Genomic DNA, 11544 nt, shown 5'->3' with positions numbered 1-11544 from the left:
CCTGCATGCCGCACTACATCGCCATCATCGAGGATGCCGGCCCGGACGAGGCCGTAGGCGTGTGGTTTCCCGACCTGCCCGGCTGCATTTCCGGCGGCGACGACGTCGATGAGGCCTTGGAGAATGCGCCCGAGGCACTCGCGTTCTATGCACAGGAACTGATCGCGGACGGCCGCCAGCTTCCGCCGCCGCGGACATTGGACGAGCTCAAGGCCGACCCTGATGTGGCCGACGACCTCGCGAAGCACACGGTCGCCCTGATCGAATGGCCGCCCCTCACTGAGGCCACGGAGTGAGGACTGTTCGCCGCACTGGTCGGACTCTCGACACTTCTCGCCCGAACGCCTCTTGACCCCCGCGAACTTCCCCGTATCAGATGCGGCCATGGTCCGGGGCTCCATCATACTGATCTTGCTGGCATTGGGTATGCCGTCGCTTGCGGCGGCGGAGACCATGAGCTTTGGCGATGCGATCGGGATGCTGGCGAAAAGTTGCGGCGCGGAAATCGTCGCCAATTGCCGCGGCGTCAACCCGGATTCGACCCGCCTGAAGGAGTGCCTGTCGCGCAACCGCGACGTGCTCTCGCAGCAGTGCCAGAGCGACTATCTCGGCGCCTTCGATGCGATCCAGAAGCGCGTCGCTGCCCGCGTCACGGTGGCGAACGCCTGCCAGCGCGAGATCGTCAAGGTCTGCGGCGGCTCGACCAAGGAGACCAGCAAGGCGGTCCCCTGCCTGATCTCGACGCCCAAGGGCATCAGCAACAACTGCCTGAAGGCCGTCGACGACGCGGGGTATCGGTGATGCCAGCGAACAGGCTTACCACCGCCGGAATATGCATCGCGCTTGGCCTCGCTTTGCTCGCGGGCACAGCCGAGGCGCAGACGGCGCCGCCGACCCGCGACGACATCGTCGGCAAGCTCAACCATTTCGAACAGCCCGCCGAGATCGATATCCCCGCGCTGAAGCTGCAGGTGATGGAACGGGCCAAGGCCAGGATCAAGAACGATCCCGGTCCGGTGAACCGGCCGCTGATCGCGCCCGATCTGGCCAGTTTGCCGACGTTCACCGCGCAGATCCAGTTCGACGCCGACACTCCGATCATCCAGCCGGCGTCCTACCAGACCGTCGGCCGCCTCGCCGACGCGCTGGTCCATGCCGCGCTGCTGCCCTACACGTTCCTGATCGTCGGCCACGTGGAATCCAACGCGAAGACGCGCGAGGCCAACGCGATCCTGAGCCAGCGCCGGGCGGACGCGATTCGCGACGTGCTGGTGAACACGTTCAAGATCTCGACCAAGCGGCTGCATCCGATCGGCCTCGGCGAGGAGCAGTTTCTCGACCGCGCCAAGCCAAGCTCAGTCGTCAACGGCCAGTTGCAAATCCTGACCTATGCCAAGGTACCGGAGGAAGCGCCTGCGCATCCGGCTGCGACACCTGCGCCTGCGGCGAAAAAGCCCGCTAGGAAGCACTGAGCGGACGCGCCACGGCGCCTGACGGAACCCTTTGAAGTCCCGATCGTTTTGTGACCTGTCTCACAGCGCGACGGCGCGGCTTCGCGCGACAATCGCGCCGGTTTGTGCACCGCCCTATCAGGTGCTATAGGCTTTTTTCGTCCTCCCCGACCCCATGCTGCACGAGACCGAGATGGCCAGTTATTTTCAACACCAACTGGCCGACTACGTCGAATATCATCGCGATCCCTGGAACTGCGCGATGCACGTGGTCGGCATCCTCTTGCTCTTCACCGGTGCTGTGCTGCCGCTGACGCAGGTGCATTTCCCGCTGTTCGGGATCGAGGTCAGCCTGGCCGTAATTCTTGCCCTGCCGGTGCTGGTCTACTGGCTGATGCTGGACGCCGGGATCGGGCTCGGCATCCTCGCCGCGATGATCGTGCTGCTTTTGGTCGCAACCGCGATCGGCAATCAGGTCTCGATCGTCATGATGTGGTCGATTTTTGCGGTGCTGATCGGACTTGGCGTCACTGCGCAGGTCGTCGGCCACAAGGTTTTCGAGGAGCGGCAGCCGTCGATGGTCGACCACCCCACGCATTTCCTGCTTGGACCGATGTTTGTCATGGCAAAATTATTCATTGCATTGGGCTTCCGTCGCGACCTTGCCGCGATTCTGGCGCCAGTTCCGACCAATTCCCTTTCAACCCGATAGTTCTAGACGCGAAACAGCAAACCTTCTGCATGGCTCTCGTACTGGTTACCGGTGGCAGCGGCTTCATCGGACATCATCTCGTAGAAGCGCTCCGCGCCCGTGGGCAGCGGGTGCGTGTTCTCGATGTTCGTGCGCCGGCCACGCCGTATGCCGACGTTGAATATGCCCGTGGCTCGGTGCTGGACGGCGCAGCGGTCGGTGCCGCGATGGCGGGTGTGGATCAGGTCTATCACCTCGCCGGCCTGCCCGGCATGTGGGTCGCCGACAAGCAGGCCTTTCACGATGTCAATTGCCGCGGCACCGAGATCATGCTCGCGGCCGCGATGAAGCGCGGGGTCTCGCGCTTCCTGCACTGCTCGACGGAATCGATCCTGTTCCCCTATTCCGACCTCAACGGTGTTCCCGCCGAAGAGGCGCTGCAGCCGGCCGATGCGATGCCGGGCGCCTACACGCGGTCGAAATCGCTGGCCGAGCATTGCGCCGCGAAGGCCGCAGCCGCAGGCTTCCCGCTGGTGATCGGCACCCCGACCATGCCGATCGGTGCTGCCGACCATAATCTGACGCCGCCGACCGCGATGCTGTGGTACTTCCTGCAGAAGAAAGTGCAGCCGCATCTCGACTTCCCGGTCAATCTCGTCGACGTCCGCGACGTCGCCATGGGCCTCGTGCTGACCATGGAACGCGGGCGTAACGGCCAGCGCTACATCCTCGGCGGCGACTGCGTCAGGCTCGGCCAGATTCTGCGGATGATGTCCGCGATGAGCGGCCGCCGGCAATTCCCGGTCGTCGTTCCCGGCAAGATGGCCGAGCTGTCGGGCATCATGCTCGAATATCTCTCCGATCGTATCACGCGCCGGCCGCCCAACGGCACTGCCGAGGGCGTGCGCATCGCGCTCGCCGCTAGCGACCTCTCGATCGGCAAGGCGCGCACCGAGCTCGGCTACGCGCCGCGCCCGATCGAGCCGGTCCTGCGCGAAACCATCACCCATCTTCTCGCCCGCGGCGGCGCGCTTGCCTCCGGCGCCATCGAGCATCACGCGCTCTCCTCGCGCGCCAGCTGAGCTGCCGCCCAACCCAAAGAACCTTTCCGCATGTCCTTCGATTTCAGCAAGCTTCTCTCTGTCGCCTGGGGTGGTTGGACCACGACCTGGCCGACGCAACTGCTCGCCCTGATCTGGCTCGCCTGGCTCGCAAGCTGGGTCGGCGCCTCGTTCTGGCAGGGCCGTACCCAGAAGCAGGTGATGACGCTGGAGTCCGGCCGCTATCGCATCCCGATCCTGGTCGGCGGCATCCTGTTCACGCCCTGGACCGCCGAGGTGCTCGGTGAGAAGCCGCTCTGGGTGTTCAGCAATACAGCCGTCTACGTCGTGGCGCTGATCGTGCTGGCCGGCATCTCCTTCACCTGGTGGGGACGGCTGCATCTCGGACAGTTCTGGTCCAACACCATCACCCACAAGCAAGACCACCGCGTCATCGACACCGGCCCGTACGGCATCGTGCGCCATCCGATCTACACCGGCCTGATCCTCGGCATGCTGGTGACCGGCATCGCGGTCGGCACGGTCACTGCGATGCTCGGCGCGATCCTGATCTCGCTCGGCATGTGGCAGAAGGGCCGAATGGAAGAAGTGTTCCTGTCCAAGGAGCTCGGCGAAGACGCCTACGGCGCTTATTGCCGCCGCGTGCCGATGATCATCCCGTTCCTGTCGCCGCGGTAAGAGCGGGTATCGCTTCAACGCTGTCATCGCAAGCGTAGCGCAGCTGCACCTCCGGAGTCGTCCTGGCGAAAGCCAGGACCCATTACCCCAGGGAGCGGTTTGGCGAGGATTGCCGGAACTGAGGTCGCACGCAATCGATGGATTGCGCGGTATGGGTCCTGGCTTTCGCCAGGACGACGTTGAGGAAGCTGTGTGCGCAACACATCGGCCCCCTGCTGCCAGGAACCCCTGCTGCCTGCGCCCGTTAGCCCCTCGATACCTGCCACCACTCGCAGAGCATCGAGCCATGTCCGACGCCTACGATTATTTTCGCGAGCACGCGATCGCCGCCGTCCGCAAGGCGCGGGCGCTGCCGCCCGGGCGGCCGAAGCAGAAGCAGCGCACGGTGGCGCGCGTCTATCATCTCCTGTCCAGGGAGGCCGCGCTGGCGCCGAACGTTCATCATCTGGATGATTTCCGCACGGCGCGACGGCTAGAGCAACAGATCGGCCGCTGATCCCCGGGCAGCCTGCCGGGATTCGTCCCATGCAAATTCGAACGGCTGCCATTCCACGGGAATAGAGCCCCGCGGCGCTCCACACAGGTTGACGTCTGGCCCGTCAGCCCGTTGGATGCGCGCGCAAACAGGGGCCTCTCATGACGTTTTCCAGCATCTTTGCGCAGTTCGTTGCGCTTCTCGGCGGCATCGCGCTGCAATGGCGGAAGCTGTCGGGCACCGTGCCTGCGCCGGCCTGGGGCCAGTCGCCCGCTATTCCCGAAGCCAAGCCGCAGGGCGCCATCCCGACACTGAAGATGCCGACGGCGCGGGGCTGGAGCGAAGGACAGAAGCCGACGGTCGCACCCGGGCTCAAGGTCAATGCGTTCGCGACCGGCCTCGACCATCCGCGCTGGATCGAGGTGCTGCCCAATGGCGATGTGCTGATCGCGGAGGCGACGCAGATCGCGGGGGCGCCGCGGTCCGTGTTTCATTACGCGATGCAGGCAACGATGCGGCGCGCCGCCGCGCTCGGCGTCAGTGCCAACCGCATCACGCTGCTGCGCGACAAGGATGGCGACGGCGTCGCGGAGTATCGCGGCGCGTTCATGGAAAATCTCAGCCAGCCGTTCGGCATGGCGCTGGTCGGCGACGCCTTCTATGTCGGCAACACCGACGGCGTGATGGCCTTCCCGTACGTGGCGAACGCCGATCGCATTACCGCGCCGGGCAAGCGCCTCACCAATTTCAAGCCAAGCGGCCACTGGACCCGCAGCCTGCTCGCAAGCCCCGACGGCAAAAAACTCTATGCCGGCGTCGGCTCGCTCAGCAACATCGCCGAGATGGGCATGGAGGTCGAGGAAGGCCGCGCCGCGGTCTACGAACTCGACCTCGTCGCCGGCACGCACCGCATCTTCGGCGCCGGCCTGCGCAATCCCGTTGGTCTTGCCTGGGAGCCGACGACCGGTGTGCTTTGGACCGTCGTCAACGAGCGCGACGGCCTCGGCGACGAAACGCCGCCGGACTATCTGACCTCGGTGCGCGACGGCGGCTTCTACGGCTGGCCCTATTGCTACTGGGGCAAGACGGTTGACGAGCGCGTGCCGCAGGATCCGGCGATGGTCGCCAAGGCGCTCACGCCGGACTACGCGCTCGGCGGCCACACCGCTTCGCTCGGCCTGTGCTGGATGCCGGCGGGCACGCTGCCTGGCTTCCCCGACGGCATGGCGATCGGCCAGCACGGCTCGTGGAATCGCAGCACGCTGTCCGGCTACAAACTGGTGTTCATCCCGTTCGAGAACGGAAAGCCTTCGGGTCCCGCACGCGACATCCTGTCCGGCTTCCTGGCACCCGACGAAAAGGAATCCTACGGCCGCCCGGTCGGCGTCGTGATCGGTCCTGACAAGAAGTCGCTGCTGATGGCCGACGACGTCGGCAATGTGATCTGGCGTGTCACCGGCGCTTGAAGGTTATGTTCCAACACTGAGCGTGGCGCGCTGCTTGCGGAGCAGGGCGATCACGGACAGCGCCGTGATCAACCCGGTCTTGGGATTTTCGGAGGGGATGTTCTCGATTGACATCGAGAAGCGCGCCGAATCCGCCTCGACCTCGATGCGGTGAACATTGCGCGTCACGGTCGGGTCGGCCCAGATTTGCACCTGGGTGCGATCCGGCCCGACGCCCGCGAGCGACAGCGCGACCGCGACGTTGAGATTGGCCGGAAAGCCTTTTGCGGCCTCGCGCGCCGTGCCTTCGAACAGCTTCAGCGGCTCGCGCAGATTGTCGATATCGATGTTGTTCTGGACGATGAACGGCGCGCCCTTCAAGCCGTCGATCGGCTTGCGCGTCACCATCCTCACCGAATGAATGGTGCCGATCGCAGCCGCGTTGACGGCGTCGAGTCCGATCAGCGCGCCGGTCGGCACGAGGATGCGGCCGCCATTGGCGCGGGCGAGATCGACAAGATCGAAATTGTCGAGCAGCCCGCCGACACTGACGACGACCGCGGCCCTGCCGCGTTTCACCGCGGGCTCGACGATCGCACGCAGTTGGCTGCTCGGCGCGCATTCGACCACGATGTCGGCGGCGTCGCCGAGTTGGTCGAGCGGCAGGACGGATGGCGGACGACGCAGGCTGGCGAGGAACGTCTGATGCTTTGCGGGATCGCGCACCGCCACGGCAGAGAGCGTCAATCCTTCGATGCCCTGATCGAGCGCGGTCGCGATCTTGGTGCCGATCGAGCCGAGCCCCGCGATGGCAACCCGCAATTCGTTCGAAGCTCTCCGTTCCGTCATCGCATCACCCTTCTCGCCCAGCCGATGTCATAGCGCCTCAGGCGTCCCGCGCATAGCTGCGCAGGCGCGCCTCGAGCACGGACAGCATCGCGTCGCGGGCCGGGTCACGCGAGCCGCGCAGCCATGCGGCAGCGAGCGGCAGCCGGCCGACGGGTCCGATCTGCTTTGGCCGCAGCGGCACGAAGCGCACGCCGGATACCGCCATCCGGGTGGACCAACGCGGCACGATTGCGACACCGAGCCGGGTTGCGACGAGATTGATGATGGTCTGCTTCTCGTCGGCGACCTGCACGATGCGCGGCGTGAGGCCAGCCTGCTCGAACAGTTTCATGGTGAGGTCGTGGCTGTGCGGCCGCGAGCGGCGATCAGGCACCAGCATCGCCTCCTCGGCGATCTCCGCCAGCGTGATCGACTTGCGTTTGGCCAGCGCGTGGCGCTGCGGGAAGGCCACGATGGCTGTCTCCTGCAGCAGATCGCGGAATTCAAGCCGCTTGTCCCGCTGAGCCGGTGGACGCACGAAGGCAAGATCGAGCGCGCCGGTCAGGATCTTTGGCAGCAGCCGGACGGTCTTCTCCTCCAGAAGCTGCACCGCGATATCAGGACGCTTTGCGCGGAAGTCGCGGAGCAATGCCGGTAACAGCCCCGCCGCAGCACTGTCGATGGCGCCGACCCGGAGTTTTCGAGCAGCCCCTGCGCGCGAGCGATTGCGCAGATTGCTCTCGACCGCCTCCACGCGGGCGAGGATGGCACGGGCATCGCGCAGCAGCATTGCGCCATCTTCCGTCAGCGACACCGCCCGCGTCGTCCGCGCGAACAGCCGCGTATCCAGATCCTGCTCCAGCAGCTTGATCTGGCGGCCGAGTGCGGAGGGCAACATCTGGAGATGCTGCGCCGCGCGGCCGAAATGCAACTGCTCGGCCGCCGCCACGAAGCATCGCAACTGATGCAACTCCATTCGCTGTCCTCTGACCCTGTAACGGGATTATATCATTTTTTTGTATAAACCAGCGCCTATTGAGTGCCGCCCCGCCGCCGCCTAGGCTCGTTCTCTCCGCGATCCCGACCTTGCTATTGCCGCACGCGAAGACCGCGTCCGCCGAACCCGTCACACAATTCCATTGAAATCTGAAACGGAGCACTTCATGCGTACCCATTCGATTGCAGCGATCCCCGCCGACGGCATCGGCCCCGAGGTCATCTCCGCCGGCGTTCGCGTGCTGGAGGCGCTGGCCAAACGTAGCGGCGATCTCGCCTTCAACGTCAAGACGTTCGACTGGGGTTCGGACTATTACAAGAAGCACGGCGTCATGATGCCGACCGACGGCCTCGCGGAGCTCAAGAAGTTCGACGCGATCTATTTCGGCGCGGTCGGTGCGCCCGACGTGCCCGACCACATCACGCTGTGGGGCCTGCGGCTGCCGATCTGCCAGGGCTTTGACCAATACGCCAATGTGCGGCCGACCAAGATTCTGCCGGGCGTCGCCTCGCCGCTGCGCAATGTCGGCGTCGGCGACCTCGACTGGGTGATCGTGCGCGAGAATTCCGAGGGCGAGTATGCCGGCATGGGCGGCCGCGCCCACAGGGGTCTCCCCGAAGAGGTCGGCACCGAGGTCGCGGTGTTCACCCGCGTCGGCGTGACGCGCATCATGCGCTATGCGTTCGAGCTCGCCCGGTCGCGTCCGCGCAAGTTCCTGACCGTGGTGACCAAGTCGAACGCGCAGCGCCATGGCATGGTGATGTGGGACGAGATCGCCGCCGAGGTCGCGGCCGAATTCCCCGATGTGACCTGGGACAAGATGCTGGTTGACGCCATGACGGTGCGCATGACGCTGCATCCGAAGAGCCTCGACACCATTGTCGCGACCAATTTGCACGCCGACATCCTCTCCGACCTCGCCGGCGCGCTGGCGGGAAGCCTCGGCGTCGCGCCAACCGGCAATATCGACCCGCAGCGCCGCTTCCCCTCGATGTTCGAGCCGATCCACGGCTCGGCGTTCGATATCACCGGCAAGGGCATCGCCAATCCGGTCGCGACGTTCTGGACCGGCGCGCAGATGCTGGAGCATCTCGGCGAGAAGGACGCGGCGGTGCGGTTGATGGCGGCGGTGGAGAAAGTATGCGCAACCGGCGTGCTGACGCCTGATGTCGGTGGCACGGCGACGACGAAGGACGTGACGGACGCCGTGATCGAGGCGATCCACGGATCGAACGCGTAGTCCGAGGTGCGTCTCCCTCCCCGCCCGTTCATGCGGCGAGAGGGTTAGGGAGGCGCGGGGGATTCCAAAAAATTTTGGACCCCCTCTTGAAACCAAAACAGGCTTTTTTTATTTGTCCGCTGCCGCCGAGAGGTGGCGTTCCCGACGCCTGGTGGGTCGGGAAGCTGAGACGGGCACCGGTCGTGTCCGGTGTCGTTCGTATCCATTTTGCTCCTTGGAGGATCTGGCTATGCGCACTTACGACTTCTCTCCCTTGTGGCGTTCGACCGTTGGTTTCGACCGCCTTTTCGACCTCGTTGAAACGGCACAGCGTGCCGGCGAGGACAACTATCCCCCCTACAACATCGAACGCATCGGCGAGGATCGCTACCAGATTTCGCTTGCGATTGCGGGCTTTGCACCCAACGAGGTCGCGGTGACGGCCGAGCAGAACGCGGTGACCGTCGAGGGAAACAAGCCGGACAGGACCGAACGCGAATATCTCTACCGGGGCATTTCCGCGCGGCCGTTCAAGCGGCAGTTCAACCTGGCCGATTATGTTCAGGTGCACAGCGCCTCGTTCGAGAACGGCCTGCTCAAGATCGAACTGGTCCGGGAAATCCCTGAAGCCATGAAGCCGCGGCGAATTGCCATCAATGCCGCGCCGTCCGGCAACGTGCATCAACTCGAGGGCAAAGCCGCCTGAATTTGGTCTGTCGGAGACCCGGTGATCCCGCCCGATCGTCGGGCGGGATCGACCATGGCCTTCGACCGCGCACCCGAATGCAAGTCAGAGGTTTAAAGAAAGGAGGAGGACCTCTCATGCTCGATCATGTCGACAACATCATCGATCTGAATGCGATATTGCACCCTGGCTCTGTCTATGATCATCCCCGCGACGTCCTAGCCGATCCAACTCTGTCGATCGGCGAGAAGCGTGCAATCCTCGCGTCCTGGGCTTCGGACGCAGCCAGTATCGCCTCGAGTCCGGCATTGCGCGAACTGCCCGGCTCGGGCAAAGCCGTCACCATCGACGAAATTCTGGAAGCGCTCGCGAGCCTCGACCACCATCCGAAAGGACCTCCGGGTGGCAAGCCGGTCCGCACGCGATCCGTCGAACGAACCGGCCTCGCAGCCTAGGCAACGACAGCTCAACGAGGATTGCGATGATGGTTGATGAAGAGCTGGCCTTGTTGCGCGGCCACCGCAGCAACATCAGCCGCTATCAGCGGTTGCTCAAGACCGAGCTGACCGAGTTCGAGCGGCGGTTCATCGAGAGACGTGTGTCCGAGGAGCGTTCGGCGATCGAGAAGCTCGCCCTCTCCGCCTTTCCGCTCACCTTTCAGGCCCCGAACGGCGCGATGGGGAACGCAATCACGCGCCGGGCGGCAAGCAGCCACGGCTAATTGACATGCCCGAACACCTCCCGACGTTCGAAGTGTTCCTGAAGAAATGCGGTCGAAGGACATGGCGATGGCATGTCTGTACGACGGAGGGACGCCTCGTCATGCACGGCTTCGAAAATGGCCGACCCGCCGCCAAATATGCGGCTGAAAGGGCATTGTTTCTGATGCTTCTCGCCGCGCCCTATCGCCCGGCGGGCCGGGCTTCCACCACGGCTCGCTCCTCCTTGGCGACATCCGCATCAAGATGGCTGCCGCGACACAAGATTCGTGAATGACAGGCGCCGCGAGGGATGGTGCCTGGCATCAGCCAAGCTCCATCCCGGCGATCTCCGTTGCTGACCGCTTACCGCCGTGCGGCCGGCGGGGTCGCCATGGCGGCTGTCGGCTCCGGCGGCGTCAGGTGGCGCGGGACGATGATGGACTGGCCGGGGGTGAGCGTGGCGTTCTCCGGCAGCGAATTGCTCTGCGCCAGCGACCACAGCGGCACGCGATTGGCCGCCGCGATGCTCTCCATGGTGTCGCCGCGGCGCACCGGTTGCCGCACGCCGCTGTCCCACAATTCGACCAGCGTATTCGCCGGCACGAGATAGCGCAGCGGCACGGCATCGACCTGCGTCTGGGGCGGAATGCGCGGCAACTGCGTGACCATGTCGACGATCTGACGGTGGATGTCGTCGGACTTCTCGATGTTGATGTGGCTGACCCGCGCGTTCTCCTTCAGGTCATAGCTCGCATAGTGACCGCGATAGCCCGGCACCGCGACCACGTTGCCGCCGCCAAGCACGCTGTCGGAGAGGTAGATGTTGATGAAGCGCTCGACATTGAGCGGCACGTCGCCGGTCGCATGCGCGGGATCGATGGTGATGACGAGGCTGATCGGGATGTTCTCCTTGGCCGCCATCTCCGAGATGACGATCGAGCAAAGCCCGCCCATCGAATGCCCGATCAGCACGATCGGCGCCGGCGTTTCCTTGTAGCTGGAGATGGCACGATCGCCGATCCATCGGCAGATGGTGAATTCATAGACGTTGGCCGAAAAGCCGGCCTGCGTCAGCTTCTCTTCGAGCCGGTCCATGCCGGTGGAGAAGAACGGCCCCATGGCGCCCCGAAACAGGTAGATTTTCGGCGGCGGCAATGGCTCAAACGGTACGGGCGGTGGTGCGGCGGGTGCGGCGGGTGCGGCCGCGGCGGGCTTCGTCTTGGCAGGTGAGGCAACGGCCGTCCCGGTGCTTAAGGCGAGCAGCGCAACGGCTGCCAGCGCGAGAAGTCGCCTCAAATCGATCATCAGTCCAG

At 64.8% G+C, this 11544-nt stretch carries 15 protein-coding genes; 12 read left to right on the top strand and 3 right to left on the bottom strand.

What is annotated here, in order from left to right:
* Nucleotides 1–5: 5 nt before the first annotated feature.
* The 8 genes from FXB41_RS24055 (at nucleotide 6) to FXB41_RS24020 (ending at nucleotide 5822) form a co-directional block, all read left to right on the top strand.
* Nucleotides 6–296 carry a type II toxin-antitoxin system HicB family antitoxin gene (locus tag FXB41_RS24055; protein ID WP_007600912.1) on the top strand — a complete coding sequence of 97 codons (291 nt, stop codon included), beginning with the start codon at nucleotides 6–8 and terminating at the stop codon, nucleotides 294–296.
* Between the two features lie 88 nt (nucleotides 297–384).
* The gene (locus FXB41_RS24050) at nucleotides 385–801 is read left to right on the top strand and encodes a hypothetical protein (protein ID WP_219683449.1); all 417 of its coding nucleotides are present in this window, start codon (nucleotides 385–387) and stop codon (nucleotides 799–801) included.
* The gene (locus FXB41_RS24045; protein ID WP_007600910.1) at nucleotides 801–1472 is read left to right on the top strand and encodes an OmpA family protein; all 672 of its coding nucleotides are present in this window, start codon (nucleotides 801–803) and stop codon (nucleotides 1470–1472) included. Before FXB41_RS24050 ends, FXB41_RS24045 begins: the two co-directional genes overlap by 1 nt.
* Nucleotides 1473–1626: 154 nt before the next feature.
* Entirely contained in the window at nucleotides 1627–2163 is a 537-nt protein-coding gene (locus tag FXB41_RS24040) for an Mpo1 family 2-hydroxy fatty acid dioxygenase (protein ID WP_007600909.1), read from the top strand.
* Nucleotides 2164–2192: 29 nt separating this feature from the next.
* Nucleotides 2193–3224: an NAD-dependent epimerase/dehydratase family protein gene (locus FXB41_RS24035; RefSeq protein ID WP_219683448.1), complete on the top strand. Its 1032-nt coding sequence runs from the start codon at nucleotides 2193–2195 to the stop codon at nucleotides 3222–3224.
* A 30-nt stretch (nucleotides 3225–3254) separates the two neighbouring features.
* Nucleotides 3255–3881, top strand: coding sequence for a methyltransferase family protein (locus FXB41_RS24030; protein WP_007600907.1), 627 nt, complete (start codon nucleotides 3255–3257; stop codon nucleotides 3879–3881).
* Nucleotides 3882–4167: 286 nt separating this feature from the next.
* Nucleotides 4168–4377: a hypothetical protein gene (locus FXB41_RS24025; RefSeq protein WP_007600906.1), complete on the top strand. Its 210-nt coding sequence runs from the start codon at nucleotides 4168–4170 to the stop codon at nucleotides 4375–4377.
* Nucleotides 4378–4517: 140 nt separating this feature from the next.
* A complete protein-coding gene (locus tag FXB41_RS24020) occupies nucleotides 4518–5822 on the top strand; it encodes a PQQ-dependent sugar dehydrogenase (RefSeq protein ID WP_219683447.1) in 1305 nt (434 codons plus the stop codon).
* Between the two features lie 3 nt (nucleotides 5823–5825).
* Here the strand turns inward: FXB41_RS24020 and FXB41_RS24015 are convergent, their stop codons facing one another.
* Both FXB41_RS24015 and FXB41_RS24010 read right to left on the bottom strand, forming a co-directional pair.
* The gene (locus FXB41_RS24015; protein WP_219683446.1) at nucleotides 5826–6650 is read right to left on the bottom strand and encodes an aspartate dehydrogenase; all 825 of its coding nucleotides are present in this window, start codon (nucleotides 6648–6650) and stop codon (nucleotides 5826–5828) included.
* Nucleotides 6651–6687: 37 nt separating this feature from the next.
* Nucleotides 6688–7605 (bottom strand): LysR substrate-binding domain-containing protein, encoded by a 918-nt coding sequence (locus tag FXB41_RS24010; RefSeq protein WP_007600903.1) that lies wholly within the window; start codon nucleotides 7603–7605, stop codon nucleotides 6688–6690.
* Between the two features lie 187 nt (nucleotides 7606–7792).
* On the opposite strand from FXB41_RS24010, the gene FXB41_RS24005 reads away from it, so the two are divergent.
* The 4 genes from FXB41_RS24005 to FXB41_RS23990 all read left to right on the top strand — a co-directional run bounded on the left by FXB41_RS24005 (nucleotide 7793) and on the right by FXB41_RS23990 (nucleotide 10251).
* Entirely contained in the window at nucleotides 7793–8866 is a 1074-nt protein-coding gene (locus FXB41_RS24005) for a tartrate dehydrogenase (RefSeq protein ID WP_219683445.1), read from the top strand.
* A 229-nt stretch (nucleotides 8867–9095) separates the two neighbouring features.
* Nucleotides 9096–9551 carry a small heat shock protein HspD gene (gene hspD / locus FXB41_RS24000; RefSeq protein WP_035994254.1) on the top strand — a complete coding sequence of 152 codons (456 nt, stop codon included), beginning with the start codon at nucleotides 9096–9098 and terminating at the stop codon, nucleotides 9549–9551.
* 116 nt (nucleotides 9552–9667) lie between these two features.
* Nucleotides 9668–9985, top strand: a complete 318-nt coding sequence (locus tag FXB41_RS23995; protein ID WP_007600899.1) for a hypothetical protein — start codon at nucleotides 9668–9670, stop codon at nucleotides 9983–9985.
* A gap of 26 nt (nucleotides 9986–10011) precedes the next feature.
* The gene (locus FXB41_RS23990; RefSeq protein WP_007600897.1) at nucleotides 10012–10251 is read left to right on the top strand and encodes a hypothetical protein; all 240 of its coding nucleotides are present in this window, start codon (nucleotides 10012–10014) and stop codon (nucleotides 10249–10251) included.
* Nucleotides 10252–10594: 343 nt separating this feature from the next.
* Here FXB41_RS23990 and FXB41_RS23985 read toward each other — a convergent pair whose 3' ends face one another.
* The gene (locus FXB41_RS23985; RefSeq protein WP_219683444.1) at nucleotides 10595–11536 is read right to left on the bottom strand and encodes a LysM peptidoglycan-binding domain-containing protein; all 942 of its coding nucleotides are present in this window, start codon (nucleotides 11534–11536) and stop codon (nucleotides 10595–10597) included.
* Between the last annotated feature and the right edge of the window lie 8 nt (nucleotides 11537–11544).

Origin of the sequence: Bradyrhizobium canariense (assembly GCF_019402665.1) — a bacterium.
GTDB lineage: Bacteria > Pseudomonadota > Alphaproteobacteria > Rhizobiales > Xanthobacteraceae > Bradyrhizobium > Bradyrhizobium canariense.
This window is presented reverse-complemented; position numbering and strand designations above follow the sequence as displayed.

Bases quoted from the DNA above. Each gene is read 5' to 3' on its own strand.
- FXB41_RS24055 (WP_007600912.1), top strand. From the start codon at position 6: ATGCCGCACTACATCGCCATCATCGAGGATGCCGGCCCGGACGAGGCC.
- FXB41_RS24050 (WP_219683449.1), top strand. From the start codon at position 385: ATGGTCCGGGGCTCCATCATACTGATCTTGCTGGCATTGGGTATGCCG.
- FXB41_RS24045 (WP_007600910.1), top strand. From the start codon at position 801: ATGCCAGCGAACAGGCTTACCACCGCCGGAATATGCATCGCGCTTGGC.
- FXB41_RS24040 (WP_007600909.1), top strand. From the start codon at position 1,627: ATGCTGCACGAGACCGAGATGGCCAGTTATTTTCAACACCAACTGGCC.
- FXB41_RS24035 (WP_219683448.1), top strand. From the start codon at position 2,193: ATGGCTCTCGTACTGGTTACCGGTGGCAGCGGCTTCATCGGACATCAT.
- FXB41_RS24030 (WP_007600907.1), top strand. From the start codon at position 3,255: ATGTCCTTCGATTTCAGCAAGCTTCTCTCTGTCGCCTGGGGTGGTTGG.
- FXB41_RS24025 (WP_007600906.1), top strand. From the start codon at position 4,168: ATGTCCGACGCCTACGATTATTTTCGCGAGCACGCGATCGCCGCCGTC.
- FXB41_RS24020 (WP_219683447.1), top strand. From the start codon at position 4,518: ATGACGTTTTCCAGCATCTTTGCGCAGTTCGTTGCGCTTCTCGGCGGC.
- FXB41_RS24015 (WP_219683446.1), bottom strand. From the start codon at position 6,650: ATGACGGAACGGAGAGCTTCGAACGAATTGCGGGTTGCCATCGCGGGG.
- FXB41_RS24010 (WP_007600903.1), bottom strand. From the start codon at position 7,605: ATGGAGTTGCATCAGTTGCGATGCTTCGTGGCGGCGGCCGAGCAGTTG.
- FXB41_RS24005 (WP_219683445.1), top strand. From the start codon at position 7,793: ATGCGTACCCATTCGATTGCAGCGATCCCCGCCGACGGCATCGGCCCC.
- hspD (WP_035994254.1), top strand. From the start codon at position 9,096: ATGCGCACTTACGACTTCTCTCCCTTGTGGCGTTCGACCGTTGGTTTC.
- FXB41_RS23995 (WP_007600899.1), top strand. From the start codon at position 9,668: ATGCTCGATCATGTCGACAACATCATCGATCTGAATGCGATATTGCAC.
- FXB41_RS23990 (WP_007600897.1), top strand. From the start codon at position 10,012: ATGATGGTTGATGAAGAGCTGGCCTTGTTGCGCGGCCACCGCAGCAAC.
- FXB41_RS23985 (WP_219683444.1), bottom strand. From the start codon at position 11,536: ATGATCGATTTGAGGCGACTTCTCGCGCTGGCAGCCGTTGCGCTGCTC.